This window comes from Thalassospira australica (assembly GCF_044790785.1).
In the GTDB taxonomy this organism is placed as follows: Bacteria; Pseudomonadota; Alphaproteobacteria; order Rhodospirillales; family Thalassospiraceae; genus Thalassospira; species Thalassospira australica_A.
The window spans coordinates 3938773-3955746 of sequence record NZ_CP085258.1; the positions used below are offsets into that span (position 1 = coordinate 3938773).

Below are 16974 nucleotides of genomic sequence, written 5' to 3' on the forward strand. Positions count from 1 at the left end.
AGAATCTGTCAGGTTGTATAGGGTAGATAGACGCACCCCGAACCGGGTCGATCCGCTTATTGCTCGCGGAATGCGCGATCAAAACTGTCGGTTATCGGGGCAAACAGATAGGCGAGAATCGTCCGCGCACCGGTCACGATTTCAAGCTGCGCGGCCATGCCCGGTGACAAAATCATGCCTTCATGCTCGGCAAGACTTTCCGAATCGATTTCGATCATTGCCTGAAAATACGGGCGGCCTTCCGGGTCGGTCAAGCGGTCCGGCGATACATCCGCCACAACGCCCTTTACCGGCGCAAACCAGCGCTGGCTGAAAGCCGTCACCCGGATATTAACTTCAAGCCCCTCATGCACGACATCAATGTCGTTTGGCGATACCCGTGCCTCGATCACAAGCTTGTCATCTTGTGGCACGATTTCAAGGACTTGCGCACCGGGCGGTATCACCCCGCCGACCGTCGAAAATTGAAGGTTGGTCACCGTCCCCGAACGCGGTGCCTTGATGTCGGACCGTATCAGAATATCCTCGGCCGAACGTAACCGTTCGTTCAGGTCGGAAATCTCGCCCTGGATATCGCGAAGCTCGGTATTGATGGTTTGCAGATTATCGCGCGTCAACTGCGCCTGGCTGGATTTGACCTGCTGGATTTGCTGTTCGATGCGCGCAATATCGGCTGAAAATCGCCCGATATTGCCCAGCACTTCAACCAACCGGCTTTCCAGTTGCAACAACCGCGTCCGGCGGGCATAGCCAAGCTCGACCATCGGTGTAACCATGGCCAGCTCTTCCTTGACGATGCCAACCTGCTGTTCGGCGGCGGTTTTTTGTTCCTGCGTGCCGATAATCTCCCGGCGCAGTTCCTTGATCCGTTCGTCATAAAGGTCAAGTTCACCGCGGAATGCGTTCATGCGGCTTTGAAACAGGGTTTCCTGCGATTCAACAATCCCGGCATATTTCGGATCATAAAGCGGCGCGGGAAACTGAATTCTGTCCTTGTCGCCACGTTCGGCAATCAGGCGTGCCTGTGTCGCCAGCGCATTGAGGTATCGGTTATTCAGCAGGTCATAACTGGCCCGCGCACGCGTATCGTCCAGCCGGATCAGAACATCGCCACCCTGCACGCGCGCACCATTGCGCACCAGAATTTCACGAATGATTCCGCCTTCAAGATGCTGAACACTCTGTCGTCCCGAAAAAGGTGCGACCACGCCACTGGCTGTTGCGGCCGAATTGATGCGCGCCGTTGCCGCCCACAAAAACACCGATCCGACGCCAAGGATCAGGATCAGAAGGCCGATCCGCACCAGCGGCCTGACATCGGTTTCAAGTTCGCGCGCGGTTGGAAGCTGCACCCCTGCCATCAGGCACCACCCTGTCTGCGGCCAGCCGATCCTTCAACCACCCGAAGCTGTGGCGGGTCACTGCGTTTCGGGCGCGGTGCGGCTGTTGGCTGTTGTCCTGCGGTGCGTTCGGCAGCACGCCGCGCCTTGCGCGCCTCCTCACGGGCAGCGGCCTTTTTCGCCAACACCTGCGCACGTGCTTCCTTGCGGCTGGCTTCAAGGGCGGCTTCACGCGCGGTTTTACGCGCGCTCAGTCTTTGCTTTTCCTGTTTTTCACGGGCGATGCGCATCCGTTCGGCACGGTCGTCCGCTGATTCCGCGGCCTTTTTGCGGGTGGCCGGGCGCATGGTCATCATGGTTCCGCCCGGCGTCGGTTGCGGCACCATTTCGGTGCGCTCGATCCCGGCCTTTGCCTTGGCCTGCGCGACACGGCTGGCCTGTGCGCGGGCTGGTGTCGGCATGATGCCAGCGGGCAAAGGCGGCTGTCCCGGTGTCCGGTTTTGCGCCGAATTCTTTTCAATGATCGGGCGCGGTGCATCCGGGTTGGGCACGGCAATCCGCTTTGGCGTAATCCGCATTTGCCCGTCAGATGCCGGTTCGGTCGGGGGTGGCGCCATCGGTGCGGACGGCGCGATCATCTGATCGGCCTTGCTCCGCACCGGCACGACCTGAATCTGACCATTGGCAAGGGCAATGATCGCATCGGCACGTACCAGAATTTCGCGTTCGTGACTGACGATAAAGGTCGTGATCCCGGCACGGCGCACAATATCGATCAGCCCGCTGATATGCCCGACACCATTGTCATCAAGGGCCGTGGTCGGTTCATCAAGCAACAACAGGCGCGGTCGCCCGAACAGGGCGGCGGCAAGGGCGATAAGCTGTCGCTGCCCGCCCGAAAGATTGCGCCCGCCCCGTTCAACACGGGTTTCGTAACCATCGGGAAGATCAAGGATGAATTTATGCGCCCCCGCCAGTTCGGCCGCCTGAATGATGTCACGCATCTCGGCATTGCCAAGACGGGCAATATTTTCGGCAATCGTTCCTGGAAACAGAAACGGGTTTTGCGACAAATAGCCGACCTGCGGGCCAAGTTCGCCGCGATCAATGCGCGATGCCTCGATTTCATCAAGCTTGACCGATCCCGATCCGGGCACCCAGATGCCCATGATCAGTTTCAAAAGCGCGGTTTTGCCAACCCCGTTAAACCCGGCGATGGAAATAACCTGCCCCGGTCCGGCCTTGAACGAAAACCCCTTGAACAGGACATTGCGGCTGCCGGGCGGGGCAAAGACCAGCCGATCAACCATAACCGTCATGCCCCGTCCGCGTGGCAGGGGTGCCGGGTTGGTCTGGCGTTTATCCAGAAGGATCTTGTTCAGCCGTTCGAACGAATTGCGCGCCGAATTCCAGCTCCGCCATGCTGAAACCGCGCCATCAAACGGGGCCAGCCCGCGCATCCCCATGATCATGGATGCCACCATGATCCCGATCGTGATGCTTTCGGACAGCACCAGATAGGCACCAACCCCGATAAAGCACACCTGCATCGCCAGACGGATAAAATGCGACAGCGTGGTCGATGTACCCACCCGGCGGCTGGCCTGCCCTTCCCAGTAAAGCGAATCCGATTGATCCGCCTGCCAGCGTTGGCGCGCAGCCGGAGTCATGCCCATGGCTTCCATCGCCTCGGCATTGCGGACATAGGTTTCTTCCTGCGCGATGCCACGGTTCTGGCTTTCTTCGGACCGGTCGACCGAAATCTTTGCCGCCGCCTCGTTGGCAATCGCAATCAGGATCAGGATCGCTGCCCCGGCACAGGCGACAAGCCCAAGCCGCGTGTCAAAGATGAAAACCACACCGATATAAACTGGCGCCCACATGAAATCGATCAGGGTAAAGGGGCCCGATCCGGTCAGGAACCCGCGCAGACCATAAAGATCGCGCAAAGGGCGCTGGCGCATATTGTTGCCGCGTGCCGCCTGCTGCACGACATGGGCAAACAGATCCCCGCCAAGCCGCAGGTCAAGTGCGGTTCCGACCCGGATCAACAGGCGGGAACGCAACTGCTCCATCGCCGCGATAAAAACCAGGACAAGACCGATCCCAAGCGTCAGCAACAGCAGCGTATCGACACTGCGGCTGGAAAGGACACGGTCAAACACCTGCATCGAATAGATCGGGATGACCATGTTCAGCATATTGATGACCATGCTGAATCCGCCGACAAGGGCAATCGACCGCCAGAACACCCGTTCCAGCGGGGTGCGATCCCCTTCCCGTGTCGCGCCCGCCTTGCGGACCGACTGGATTTTGTCCAGCAGGGTCATTGCGTTCCTTCCCAAACCCCGATTTCCGATATCGAATTCCGGCTCACACGCCAAGCCCCCGCGACAGAACTGTCACAGGGTACCTATCCGATTGCATAATCACTATTCTAGGGCAACATATAAGGATGTGTTAACGAATTAAGGAAATTCAACGATTTGCGGGCGCAATTGTCGCTATTTTTTCCTCTATACCGCCAACATCGGACAACGAATCCGGATTTCGCATCACCTGTGCGCTCTTCATGTTTATCCCTTGCCGTTGCAGGCGAAAAGAACAACTTTTCAGAAAAGGGAGCCAGAAAAGGGAGAAGGAGCCGGAAAACCGCATGAGTAACGAACGTTCAAACCTGCCGCTCTTTCTGCAACGCTTTCTGGCGATCAGCCCCGGAAGTGCATCGCATACTTTTCCTCTGCTGGCCTGTATGGCCGGGGTACTGGCGGCCTGCGCATGGATGCTGGGCGGGTTGTCGATGGCGATTTCAGCCGCCATTGCGGTTGCACTGATGCTGGTACTCGCCCCGATGATTTCGCCCGAAATCCTGATGAAACTGCTGCGTGCCCGGCCACTGGACAGCGGATCATTCCCCGCCATTCACGAAATGGCGGCCATGCTGGCGCGGCGCGCCGGGCTTGATTACCTGCCCAAACTTTTCCTTCTGCCCGGCAAGGGTGTCAATGCGATCACCACCGGCACCGCCGAGGATACCACCATCGCGATATCCAGCGACGCCCTGCATGACCTCTCCCCGCGCCAGATGCGCGCCCTTCTGGCACACGAGATCGCCCATGCCTGGCATGGCGACACCCGCATTCTTCTGATGACCGATATTCTGTATCGTGCAACCTGGACGGTGGCACTCTTCGGATTGATGGTGTTCATCTTTGGTGACCTTAACCCACCCGCCTGGATGATCATCATCTTTGGGGCCATCCCGACGATCAGCTTCCTGTTGCAGCGCGCCGTAATACGCGACCGCGAATTTGTTGCCGATCACGGGGCCAGCGACCTGTTGAATGGCCCCGAAGACATGATCGACGCACTTTTGCATATCGATCAGATCAATCGCCGCCGCCTGCGCCTGATCCCCTATCGCAGCACGCAACCGCCATCCCTGCTTGATACCCACCCATCGGTCAGTGCCCGCATCCGGGCATTGCGCGACCTTAAACCGGGCACATGGCAGAAATTCTTTGAAAACCGGCGTCCGCCCGGCGCAAACTAGCCCCACCTGAAAACAACGACGCCCTCTTTCATGCCCCTATCGCCCACGCCAGATCAGGAACTTGGTCCCTGCCCGATTTGCGGGCGGATGATGGTCGCAGGCAACAGTGTCGACCGCCATCACTGGACACCGAAATCAAGGGGCGGCACGGATACCCAATGGCTGCACCGCGTCTGTCATCGCATGATCCATCGATTGTTTGACGAAACAACGCTGGCGCGTGATTTCGATACACCGGAAAAAATCATCGCCCATCCCGACATGCAGACATTCATCCGATGGATACGCAAAAAACCAGTTGATTATGTCGACTGGCCCGAAAATGCCGGACGATACGGGCGCAATCGCCGCCGCAGCCGTTAAAATCACGAAAACAGATAACAGGCCGATTGCATTTTGCAGCCGACATAAAGGTTTACCTTGCACGACCGGGCCGATATACGGCCCCAGTTTTGCGGCGACAAACCGTGTTGCAATTGGCAGTATGAAGACCAATCACCCCCAAGAACGGACAAAGGAAACCAGATGCCAAGCCTCGACATGCTGAGCGAACTGATCCCGGCCTTTGTCACGTTATTTGTGATCATTGATCCGCTGGGGCTGGTGCCGGTTTTCATCGTCCTGACACAGGGCACCGACACCAGACATCGCCGCCGCATGGCGATCCGGGCCTGTATCGCAAGCTTCCTGATCCTGGCCGCCTTTGCCGTTATCGGCGAAAGCGTGCTTGGCATCTTTGGCATTCACATGCCGGCCTTCCGGATTGCCGGCGGAACGCTTCTGTTCCTGATCGCGCTTGAAATGCTGTTTGAACGCCGCAGCCAGAAACGCAACCAGCGCGCCGAACAGGTTCATCAGGAACTTGAAGACGAACACGAACTTGAACAGCAGATCACCGATGCCAAACCGGCGCAACCCGACGAAGAACCGGACGACATTTCAATCTTCCCGATGTCGATCCCGTTCCTTGCCGGTCCCGGCTCCATCGCGACCGTGATGCTCCTGATGGGCAAATACGAAGACAGCGTGGTGATGCAGGTCAGCGTCGTCGCGGTTGTCGGCCTTGTCATGCTCTGCGCACTGACCATGTTCCTGCTGGCCAATCTGGTTGCCAAACGCCTGAGCCCGACGGTCGCCACGGTTATATCCCGCCTGCTCGGCATGATCCTGGCCGCCCTTGCCGTCCAGTTCATCATCGATGGCATCAAACAGGCGTTTTTCTGATCGACACCTTCGACGTTACCTAGCCTTTCAACCCCGCATGGGCCAATGCGGCAATAAGGTCGGTTCGGGTGACGATGCCGATGATCCGGTTATCTTCAAGGACCGGAACCGCATCACAGGCCCCATCCGCCATCAGCGGCAGCAAGGCAGCAATCGGGGTATTTGCCGTTGCCCGCGGTTCTGTCACCGACATGATTTCGATGGCCCGGATCGGGACATTGCGACGGCGATCAATCAGGCGCGCCATCGCGGCAAGCAATCCGCGATCCAGACGCAGTGCGTCTTCGGTTGCACGCCGAATCAGATGGATCTGGAAAATCACGCCGATAAAACGTCCGTCATCCTGAATGACCGGCAATGATGTAAACCCGTGACGACGAAACAGATCGGCGACCTCGCTAAGCGGAGTTTGGGCATTCACCGTCACCAGATCGCGAGACATGATCTGACCGGCCGTGATCGGCCCTGCGCGATGGGCAGCAACCTGAAATTCGGCCGCCCCGATCAGGCGCGCAAGGTCTTCGACGCCAAGGTTCAGCGACTGGCGATATTGCTGCAAAATGGTGTTCAGTTCCCCCTCGTCCAGACCAAGCCGCTCAATCGGGGAACGGTCCGCTGTCTGATACGGCCCCTTGTCATCGAAATGGCGCAGCGGATATTTCCGCCCGGTTGCCCGGGCATACACCACCGCCGTCAGAACAAGAATGGCCGTGATTGCGGCAACCGGTGTCAGGGCAAACCGAAAGCCAAGCTCGGTTGCAATATCGGGGTTCATCGCAACAACCATCGCAACCGCCCCGCCCGGCGGATGGACCGCACGCGCCAGGATCATAACCGTAATGGCAAGCCCGACCGCCACCGCCACCCGCAAAACCGGATCGGGTATCACATAACAAACGGCAACCCCGGCAAGGGCAGCAACAGAGTTGCCGACAATTGCCGACCACGGCTGCGCCAGCGGGCTGTTTGGCACGGCAAACAGCAGCACCGACGACGCCCCGAAGGGCGCAATCAGATAAAGCCCGGCACCCTGCAGATCAAAGAACGACAGAACAAAACCGGCAATCCCCAGCCCGATCAGCGCCCCGAGCCCGGCACGGATGGCTTCCTTATGCGTGCTGGCCGGTATCGCCGGATAAAGCGCGCGATAGTTGCAAAATTTCATAGGATTGGTTCATTTCCGGCCCATTATTGAACATTTCATTATTGTTCAATTTTTATAAATGCGATTTTTTCTAGTACTTATAATCCACATCCCCGTCAATAACGGCAACCGATAAGCGCCCAATAAAAAAGGAGGGCACCGGGCCCTCCTTTCAAACTTTTACCGGCAAGACCTTCGGTCGCGATATCTTGCGACAGGCGGGATCGCACCCGCACTGGCTGGCAATATTTCACTGTGCGGCAAAAACATATCCGCCATAGGCAACAAGCATCACAATCCCGATCCCCCGCCCGAGCATCTGACGGCGCAACAACAAAGTCAGAACCAGCGATACCGCGATCATGATCGGCAGATCGAAGGTCAGGAAACGGCTGGCAACCGGGATCGGGGCAATGATGGCGGTCAGACCAAGAATACCCAGAACGTTGAAAATGTTCGACCCGACGATATTGCCGATGGCAATTTCCGACTGTTTGCGGAACGCCGCGATTAACGAGGTTGCCAGCTCCGGCAGGGATGTGCCCACCGCAACCACCGTCAAACCGATAAAGGCCTCGGACACGCCAAAGGTCCGGGCAATCGTCACCGCCCCATCGACCATGAAGCGCGCGCCAAACATCAACGCAACCAGCCCGCCAATCACCCAGACCAGCGACAGCCACAAGCCACGCGCCGGAACGGGCAGATCACTCTCATCGGCAACCGGCGCATTGCGCGACTGGCGATAGGCAAACACAAGATAGGCGACAAGCGACGCAAACAGGATCCCCCCGGCAACCCGCCCCATCATCCCGAAGGCAAAGATCGGCACAAGGATAATGGCGGCCGCCATCATCACCCCCGTGTCGCGTTTCAGGGTATCGCCAGAAACCCGGATCGGCCAGATAAGGGCCGAAACGCCGACAATCAGCAGAATATTGGCAATATTCGATCCAACGACATTGCCCAGCGCAATGTCGGAAGCTCCGCGCAGGGCAGCATCAACCGAAACCAGCAATTCCGGGGTCGAGGTGCCAAAACCAACGACCGTCAGGCCGATCAGAAGCGGCGGCATCGCCAGACGTTGCGCAATCCCGACACTGCCACGCACCAGCGCCTCGCCACCGAAAAACAGACCGGCAAGGCCGGCCAGCAACAACAAATATTCCAAGACAGAAGCTCCCCATTGCGCTGCGGAACGATATTGTCACAGCAACCAATGCGCAGATGTGTGTGCATTCCCGCAACCGTGCAAGTGACCCCGATTACATTTCCGCGACAAAGCAAAATGGCCGGGAAATTCCCGGCCATTGATGCAGATTTCCAGATGGATATCAATCCCAGCGCTTGGTCGCCCGGATGATCGCATCGGTGTCGATCTGGTAATATTTATACAGATCGATACTGTCGCCGCACTGGCCAAACGCATTGACGCCAAGCGGCGCAACCGCATGCCCGCGCACAGACCCCAGCCAGGCAAGGGCTGCCGGATGACCGTCAATCACCGTAACAAGACGCGCATCGGATGCCAGCGGCTTCAGAAGGTTTTCGATATGGGCCATGCGCCCATCCGATTTGCCTTCAAGCCGCGCCCGTTCCAGATCCTGCCATTCATTATAAAGCCGGTCGGTCGAGGTCACGGCCAAAAGGCCAATTCCCGGATGATCGGCTTCAAGTTTTTCCCACGCGGCAATGGCTTCGGGGGCCATGGCCCCGCAATAGGCAATCGCCATTTTGCAATTTTCGCCCGGTTCGCGCAGCCAGTAACCGCCCGATACGATTTCGGATTTTGTCGCCTCGGAAAGGTCACGTTCCGGCTGCGCAAGCGGTTTGGTCGACAGGCGCAGATATACCGATCCGCCGTCGGGATTTTGCAGATGATCAAAAGACCAGCCCATGATGGTGGCAAGTTCGTCGCCAAAGCTTGGCTCGAAACTGGTCAGGCCCGGCTGCCCCATGCCGATCATCGGGGTTGAAATCGACTGATGCGCACCACCCTCGGGGGCCAGGGTAATGCCGCTTGGCGTGGCAACAACCATGAACCGCGCATCCTGATAGCAGGCATAATTCAGCGCATCGAGGCCGCGCGCAATGAACGGATCATAAAGCGTTCCAATCGGAAACAGCCGCTGCCCGAACAGGCTGTGCGACAGGCCAAGGGCGGCCAGGTTCAAAAACAGGTTGTTTTCGGCAATGCCCAGTTCGACATGCTGGCCTTCGGGCGATCTGATCCATTTCTGGGCCGAGGGCACCTTGCGTTCGCGGAATTCATCGGCAAGGTTTTCGCGCGCAAACAGCCCGCGCTGGTTCACAAACCCGCCAAGGTTGGTCGATACCGTCACATCGGGCGATGTGGTGACGATCCGGTCAGCCAGATCGCTATCCTTCATTTTCGCAAGCTCGTTCAGGATTTTGCCAAAGACTTCCTGCGTGCTCGATGTATCAACCCGCGCATAAGGCATTTCGGGGATATCGATGACAGTCGCGAGCTTCTTGCGCGATTTGCCGTCATTAAAGGGGGCTGCGTCGATATAGGCACGCACCTTGTCCTCGGCGACGTCAAGACCGGCGGCATAATCCCATTCCTGCCCGTCCCCGATATTGTTCTGTTTTTTGAACGCGTCCATCTGGGCCACATTCATAAGGCCCGCATGGTTGTCCTTGTGCCCCTGAAGCGGGGTGGCATAGCCCTTGACCGTATAGGCGATAAAGATCGTCGGCTTGTCATTGGGAACCGAATCAAACGCATTAAGAACCGCTTCCATGCAATGCCCGCCCAGATTGGTCATCAGGTCATGCAGGGCATCGTCATCATAATCGCCAAGCAAACTTGCCAGCGCATTGTCGCCCGGCATATCGCCAAGGATCTGTTTGCGCCATGCCGCACCCCCCTGGAAGGTCAGGGCGGAATAAACATCGTTCGGCGCCTCGTTCAGCCATTTTTTAAGCGACTTTCCACCCGGCTTGGCAAAGGCATCATGCAGTTTGCGGCCATATTTGATGGTGATGACGTTCCAGCCGACCGCGCGGAAAAACCGGCCGATCACGCGGAACAGATGCGCATCGATCATGCCATCAAGGCTTTGACGGTTGTAATCAATCACCCACCAGACATTGCGAATATCGTGCTTCCAGGTATCAAGAAGCGCCTCATAGATATTGCCTTCATCCAGTTCCGCATCACCAACAAGCGCAACCATGCGACCGGGCTGTTCCCCACGCGGCAGCATATCCTTGTAACGCAGGTAATCCTGCGTCAACGCGGCAAAGTTGGTAACCGCCGCGCCAAGCCCGACCGACCCGGTCGAAAAATCGACAACATCGCCATCCTTGGTCCGCGACGGATAGGATTGCGCGCCGCCAAAGGCGCGGAAGTTTTCAAGCTTTTCCTTCGACTGGCGACCAAACAGATAATTGATCGCATGGAAAACCGGCGAGGCATGCGGCTTGACCGCGACCCGGTCCTGCGGGCGCAGGACGTTGAAATAAAGGGCCGTCATCAAGGTTGTCATCGATGCGCAGCTTGCCTGATGGCCGCCGACCTTGATGCCATCGCGTTTCGGGCGGATATGGTTGGCGTTATGGATGGTCCAGCTTGATAGCCAGCGCACCTTTTTTTCAATCTGGCCCAGCATCTCGAGGTCCCTGGCCGCCACGCGCCCGGTCGAGGTTGCTTCGATCATTTCGCCAATTTCAGGTGTGCTGTTTTGTGCTGACATCTTTTTCTCGCCTCTCGCTGGCGTTTCGGCCCGGTATCACCGGTCTGGCCGCACGCCTTATTTCGGTATGGGATTGCGTATTTTTGCTGCTGCGCGACGCCAATCAAGCGAAAGCAACAAAAATCGCAGGATTGACGAAACTTTCAAAAAACCCTCGTTCAGCCCACGCAAGTTTTCTGAAATTCGTCGAATGTGGCACACAGGCCCGGATAGGATTTTTGCCGGTTTCCGATCCCGATTCGGGGTCAACAAACCCCGTCAAAGCGATTACGCATGGCACGAACGGCACCCGCGCCATGCGCAACCTTATACGGACCGCAAATCGTTCGGGGGGTGCGGTCCGCCTCCCTTGTTCGGGGAGTCCGGGATTATTCGGCGGCAATCGCCATCTGATCCCCGTCCAGCGCCTGCTCAAGATCGGCCAGAATATCGTCGATGCTTTCAAGTCCCGCCGACAGGCGGATCAGGCCATCGGTGATCTGATATCGCGCGCGTTCTTCCGGCGTATAGGTCGAATGGGTCATCGATGCCGGATGCTGGATCAGGGTTTCGGCATCGCCAAGGCTGACCGCGCGCGTGATCATGTTAAGACCGTTCATCAGCTTGCGGCCCTCCTCGATCCCGCCTTTAAGTTCAAACGCGATCATGCCGCCAAAGCGGGCCATCTGCCTTTTCGCCAGTTCATATTGCGCAAAGCTTTCAAGACCGGGATAGAAAACCTTTTCGACCTTCGGATGGTTTTCAAGGAAGGTCGCGATTTTTTCGGCATTGTCGCAATGGCGTTCCATGCGAAGTTCAAGCGTCTTGAGCCCCCGCATCACCAGATTGGCATCCTGCGGCGACAGAACCGCACCGGTCATGTCTTTCAGGCCAACCAGACGAACCTGTTCAAGATCTTCCGCACGGCCAATCACCGCCCCCGCCGTCAGATCCCCATGACCGCCCAGATATTTGGTCGCCGAATGCACCACGATATCGGCCCCCAATTCAATCGGGCGCTGCAAATACGGCGTGCAATAGGTGTTATCGACCACGACCTTCGCCCCATGTTTATGGGCGATCTCGGAAATGGCTTCGATATCGACCAGACGCATATTGGGGTTGGCCGGGGTTTCGAAATAAACGATTTTGGTTTTGTCCGAAATCGCCTTTTCAAGTTCCTTCGGATCGGTCAGATCAACATGGGTATGCTTGACCCCGAATTTCTCAAGCCCGTGGCGGAAATAGGCAAACGTGCAGCCATAAAGCGTGCGATCCACAATGATCTCGTCCCCCGGCGCAATGAAGGTCCAGAAGACCGACGTAATCGCCCCCATGCCCGATGCGGTGGCAAGGGCTGCTTCGCCGCCCTCAAGCACCGCCAGACGGCTTTCCAGAAGGGCCAGCGTCGGGTTGCCGATCCGCGAATAGATAAAGCCCTGCTCTTCACCGGCAAACATGCGTCCGCCCTGCTCGGCGGTTTCAAACGCAAAGGTGGAGCTCATGTAAACCGGCGGGTTCAGCGCACCATTATGGCTTTGCGGATCATAACCATGATGGATGGCGCGGGTGGCAAAACCGGATTTGGTGTGACGCGGATCAGACATGAAAGGCTCCTGTTATCTAAAGTTTTCTGCCCCCATCTCCGCAAGGCCCGTGCCAGAATTGAAAACCCCCTCATTTCAGATACTTAGCAAAACCTCACCTCGCCCACGTGTAAACTTAAGTTTACAAGCACCTTCACCAACCGCGACATTTCGCCAAAACCACTGGAAAACAGCCGCCTATCACTGTATAGTTTTCGATACAGTGTAAACATTTCGGTACAGCCATGCGTTTTGAAATCACCGGGGAAAACAGGGTCGGCATCACGCGGGACGTCGTCAATGTGCTGGCGGATTTCAAACTGGATATCCGCGCCTTTGAGGTCACGACCCACCATATCTTTGCCGATATCCCGGCAATCCGGCCGGAACGTTTTCCACTGCTCGCCCATCGCCTGATGCAGCTACCCGGCATCGAGGACGTCAAACCGATTGACCGCCTGCCGACCGAACGACGGCGCGCGCAGCTTCACGCAACCCTTGCCGCCCTTGGCGATCCGGTGATCGCGGTTGACGCCAACGGCCTGATCGCGCAGGCCAACCCGGCAGCGCAAAACATCGCAGGCTCCCCCGATGCCCCGCTGCGCGACCGGCCCTTGGCCGATTTCCTGACCGACCCGGATATTGATGACCTGCGCCAAAGCCATTTCCGCCTGCCCGAACGCGAGGTCACACTGGGCGGACAGACCTATCTGCTGCAGGTCGAACCCATCGGCCATGTCGATGACGGTACCGATGCCGCCGATGACGAACCGTGGGGCGGGGTCATGGTATTTCACCGGGCCGCACGCCTTGGCCGCGTCATGACCGCCCTTCAGGATCGAAGCCACACCGGATTTGACGATATCATCGGCCAAAGCAAGGTTCTGGCACGGGTCAAGGCACAGGCAAAACGACTGGCATCGGTCGATGCCCCGCTTCTGATCCTTGGTGAAACCGGCACGGGGAAGGAGCTTTTTGCCCGCGCCTGCCACCGGGCCAGCAACCGCGCCGATCAGCCTTTTCTGGCGCTAAACTGTGCTGCCATGCCCGAAGGCCTGGCCGAAAGCGAACTGTTTGGCTATGCCGCCGGGGCCTTTACCAGTGCGCGACGTGGCGGCAAGCCGGGGCTTCTGGAACTGGCCGATGGCGGCACATTGTTTCTCGATGAAATCGGCGAACTGACACCCTATTTGCAGGCCAAGCTTCTGCGCGTGTTGCAGGATGGCCGGTTCCGGCGCGTCGGCGGCACGGATGAAATTGCGGTTGATGTCCGCATCATCAGTGCGACCAACCGCGACCTTGAAACCATGTCGCATGACGGCACATTCCGCGAAGACCTTTATTTCCGTCTCAACGTCCTTGGCATCACCCTGCCGCCCCTGCGCGACCGGCGCGAAGACATTGCCGAACTGGCGCTTTATTTCGTCACCCGCACCGCCCAGCAAACCGAACGCGCAACACCCCATATCGCAAGGGATGCCCTGTCCTGGCTTGCCAGCCACGATTGGCCGGGCAATGTCCGCGAACTGGAAAACACCCTGTTTCGCGCCGTCGCCCTTCTGGATGGCGATATCCTGACCGCACGCGACCTGACCACAACCGCAAGCAACCCGCCCGCCACGGCCACGGATGAAACCGCAACATCCCGCGATCAGGCACCCACCGCCCCCGCAACCGACCCGATCAATGCGGCCATCGCCCAAGGTACACTTGCCGACGGGTTGGACATGCTCGAACGTGAAATGCTGGCGCGCCTTTACCCGGATTATCCAAGCTCGCGGAAGCTTGCCGAACGGCTTGGCATCTCGCACACGGCGATTGCCCGCAAGCTTCGCAAATATGGCATTTCCGGTTGATCTTGCCACCCATGTTGCATTGCGGCATGATCCACCTAACTTAGGAGGAGCAACAACTCCTCACCCACAGGGAGAAACATCATGCTGACAGGCAAATGCGCACTTGTTACCGGCTCCACCAGCGGCATCGGACTTGCGATGGCCAAGGCCCTCGCAGGGGCCGGGGCGGATATCATGCTGAACGGCTTTGGCGATAAGGACGAAATCGAGGCCACCCGCAAATCGCTTGAAACCGAATTTGGCGTGACCGCGCATTACAATGGCGCGGACCTCTCCAAACCCGATCAGATCGAAGCAATGATGATGGACGCCGCCGCAAAATTCGGCGGTGGCGCCGATATCCTGATCAACAATGCGGGTATCCAGTACACCGCGCTCATCGAGGATTTCCCGCCGGAAAAATGGGATGCGATCATTGCGATCAACCTGACCTCGGCCTTTCACACGACGCGCTTTGCCCTGCCGAACATGAAAAAGAAAAACTGGGGCCGGATCATCAATACCGCATCAGCCCACGGTCTGGTCGCATCGGTCCAAAAGGCCGCCTATGTCGCGGCCAAACACGGCATCATGGGCCTGACCAAGGTAACAGCCCTTGAAACCGCCGAAAGCGGCATCACCGCCAATTCAATCTGCCCGGGCTGGGTACGCACCGAACTGGTCGAACGCCAGATCGAAGCCAAGGCCAAGGAAGGCGGCATTTCCATCGAACAGGCCGCAACCAATCTGGTCTCGGACAAACACCCGTCCAAACAGTTCGTCACCCCCGAACAGATCGGCCAGACCGCCCTGTTCCTGTGCTCGGACGCCGCATCACAGATGACCGGCACGCATATGTCGGTGGATGGTGGCTGGACCGCGCAGTAAAGTTTTCATGCGCTACTTTGATACCGTTTGGTGTCAAAGTAGCGCATTTTGCTTGAATGATACCGAATAGTTACATAACCTTGCCTCAGGCAAGAAAGAAACTGTTCGGTGACATCATGATCATTCGAAACATTGACGATATTCGGGTGGCCGCGCGTAGCTTACGCAAGCAGCGCGGCCTTACCCAAAGCCAGACCGCAGCCCTTATCGGCTACAGCCGAAAATGGCTATCGTCATTCGAGCGGGGCAGCAGCACCCCACCCATTGACATGATCATTCGCCTGTTTGTTTTGCTGGGCAGTCCACTATCGCTGACCGATCTTCAGACCACCACAACACCAAACGATACTTCCGAAATCATCGACATTGACGAGGGGCTTTAATGGCACAGGAAGCCTCTGTTCGATTGCACGGTATCGAAATCGGCACACTTGGCACCGACGATAAGGGTGGCCTGCGCTTTCGCTATAGCCCCGATCACATTCACCGATCTGCCACCGCTCAAACCGTCAACCCCCAACTGTCCCTTCGCCTGCCGGTACCGACACAAGCGGGGGAAAATCGCTGGTTTGATGATGCTGAATGCGGGCCTTTCTTTGCCGGGCTGCTGCCGGACAACAAATTGACCCGTCGAAAACTCGCTCTTGTTCTAAGCAAAGATCACGACATCGCCGCAGATGACGAATTTGCAATGCTATTTGCCCTTGGCAAGGATTGTGCGGGGGCCGTATCCATCGCCCCGGTCGGCACTGCTGAAACCCCCGAAGATACAACCCATCCGGAATATCGCATTCTCGACGAAGCAGAACTTGCCGGGCACATCCGCGACTTGCCCGCACGTCCCCTATTCGTTGATGCGCAAGGCGAAGTCCGCATTTCGCTGGCAGGCGTGCATGACAAGGCCGTTGTTATTCGAACCGGCGAAAAGATTGCCCTGCCGCATGGCAACACACCAAGTTCCCACATCCTCAAGACCGATATTCAGGGCCTTCCGGAATCGATCCGCGTCGAACATTATTGCCTTGAAATCGCCCGTGAAATCGGGCTTACCTGCCCCCGGTCACACATTTTGCAGGCAGAAGATCAGGTTTTCATGCTTGTCGCACGATACGACCGGACATTGCGCGAAAGATCCGGCCAACGATATCTGACCCGCCTGCATCAGGAAGATTTCTGTCAGGCGCTCGGATATTTTCCGCACCAGAAATACGAGCGTGACGGCGGCCCAGACTGGAAAAAAATGTTTGCCGCGCTGGATTTCAGCCTCGATCCTGCCCGCGATAAACTGCTGCTGCTACGATATGCGATTTTCCAATATCTTGTCGGCAATCCTGATGCGCATGCCAAAAATTACAGCCTGATCTGGCAGGCTGGCGGTGTGCGCCTCGCCCCGCTTTATGACCTCAATAACGCCGCAGCATTCCGTAATTTTTACAAAGAGCAACGCATTCTCCTTGCCATGTCCATCGGTGGCGAACGCAACCCGAAACTGCTTGGCCGCGAACATTGGGAATCTTTTGCATCCGATATCAATATCAGTCCGAAACTGGTGATCGACGAACTTGCAACACTCTCCAAGCTAACCGAAAAAGCAGCAACCAAACTGCGCCAAGCCACGCGCGGAACAATTGCGGATACAAGCCTGCTTGATCTCGCCTTGGAAGACATTAAATCGCGCTGCCAGAACCATTAAGCGATACCGAACG

The 16974-nt window shown here is 57.5% G+C and carries 13 protein-coding genes; 7 read left to right on the top strand and 6 right to left on the bottom strand.

The features are described from left to right. Positions 1–56: 56 nt before the first annotated feature. Both LG297_RS18320 and LG297_RS18325 read right to left on the bottom strand, forming a co-directional pair. Positions 57–1361, bottom strand: coding sequence for an HlyD family type I secretion periplasmic adaptor subunit (locus LG297_RS18320; RefSeq protein ID WP_404422816.1), 1305 nt, complete (start codon positions 1359–1361; stop codon positions 57–59). Then, positions 1361–3670 (bottom strand): type I secretion system permease/ATPase, encoded by a 2310-nt coding sequence (locus LG297_RS18325; RefSeq protein ID WP_404422818.1) that lies wholly within the window; start codon positions 3668–3670, stop codon positions 1361–1363. Before LG297_RS18325 ends, LG297_RS18320 begins: the two co-directional genes overlap by 1 nt. Positions 3671–3996: 326 nt before the next feature. Between LG297_RS18325 and LG297_RS18330 the strand changes: the two genes are divergently transcribed. From LG297_RS18330 to LG297_RS18340, 3 genes are all read left to right on the top strand, one after another. Continuing rightward, the gene (locus LG297_RS18330; protein ID WP_404422820.1) at positions 3997–4893 is read left to right on the top strand and encodes a M48 family metalloprotease; all 897 of its coding nucleotides are present in this window, start codon (positions 3997–3999) and stop codon (positions 4891–4893) included. A 30-nt stretch (positions 4894–4923) separates the two neighbouring features. After that, positions 4924–5256: an HNH endonuclease signature motif containing protein gene (locus tag LG297_RS18335; RefSeq protein WP_404422822.1), complete on the top strand. Its 333-nt coding sequence runs from the start codon at positions 4924–4926 to the stop codon at positions 5254–5256. Between the two features lie 162 nt (positions 5257–5418). Further along, complete coding sequence (locus LG297_RS18340) at positions 5419–6117, top strand: MarC family protein (RefSeq protein ID WP_404422824.1); 699 nt, start codon at positions 5419–5421, stop codon at positions 6115–6117. A 19-nt stretch (positions 6118–6136) separates the two neighbouring features. Here LG297_RS18340 and LG297_RS18345 read toward each other — a convergent pair whose 3' ends face one another. The 4 genes from LG297_RS18345 to LG297_RS18360 all read right to left on the bottom strand — a co-directional run bounded on the left by LG297_RS18345 (position 6137) and on the right by LG297_RS18360 (position 12566). Continuing rightward, positions 6137–7282 carry an HPP family protein gene (locus LG297_RS18345; protein ID WP_404422826.1) on the bottom strand — a complete coding sequence of 382 codons (1146 nt, stop codon included), beginning with the start codon at positions 7280–7282 and terminating at the stop codon, positions 6137–6139. 229 nt (positions 7283–7511) lie between these two features. Continuing rightward, on the bottom strand, positions 7512–8432 hold the full coding sequence (locus LG297_RS18350) for a calcium/sodium antiporter (RefSeq protein ID WP_404422828.1): 921 nt from the start codon (positions 8430–8432) through the stop codon (positions 7512–7514). A gap of 163 nt (positions 8433–8595) precedes the next feature. Then, the gene (locus LG297_RS18355) at positions 8596–10980 is read right to left on the bottom strand and encodes a transketolase (RefSeq protein ID WP_404422830.1); all 2385 of its coding nucleotides are present in this window, start codon (positions 10978–10980) and stop codon (positions 8596–8598) included. Between the two features lie 368 nt (positions 10981–11348). Then, positions 11349–12566 carry a methionine gamma-lyase gene (locus tag LG297_RS18360; RefSeq protein WP_404422832.1) on the bottom strand — a complete coding sequence of 406 codons (1218 nt, stop codon included), beginning with the start codon at positions 12564–12566 and terminating at the stop codon, positions 11349–11351. A 224-nt stretch (positions 12567–12790) separates the two neighbouring features. Between LG297_RS18360 and LG297_RS18365 the strand changes: the two genes are divergently transcribed. The 4 genes from LG297_RS18365 (at position 12791) to LG297_RS18380 (ending at position 16961) form a co-directional block, all read left to right on the top strand. Beyond that, a complete protein-coding gene (locus tag LG297_RS18365; protein WP_404422834.1) occupies positions 12791–14401 on the top strand; it encodes a sigma-54-dependent transcriptional regulator in 1611 nt (536 codons plus the stop codon). 81 nt (positions 14402–14482) lie between these two features. Beyond that, positions 14483–15268, top strand: a complete 786-nt coding sequence (locus LG297_RS18370) for a 3-hydroxybutyrate dehydrogenase (protein ID WP_007088879.1) — start codon at positions 14483–14485, stop codon at positions 15266–15268. Between the two features lie 116 nt (positions 15269–15384). After that, positions 15385–15651, top strand: a complete 267-nt coding sequence (locus tag LG297_RS18375) for a helix-turn-helix domain-containing protein (protein ID WP_404422836.1) — start codon at positions 15385–15387, stop codon at positions 15649–15651. Continuing rightward, a complete protein-coding gene (locus tag LG297_RS18380) occupies positions 15651–16961 on the top strand; it encodes a type II toxin-antitoxin system HipA family toxin (RefSeq protein WP_404422838.1) in 1311 nt (436 codons plus the stop codon). The genes LG297_RS18375 and LG297_RS18380 overlap by 1 nt, the downstream gene beginning before the upstream one ends. The last annotated feature ends 13 nt before the right edge of the window (positions 16962–16974 follow it).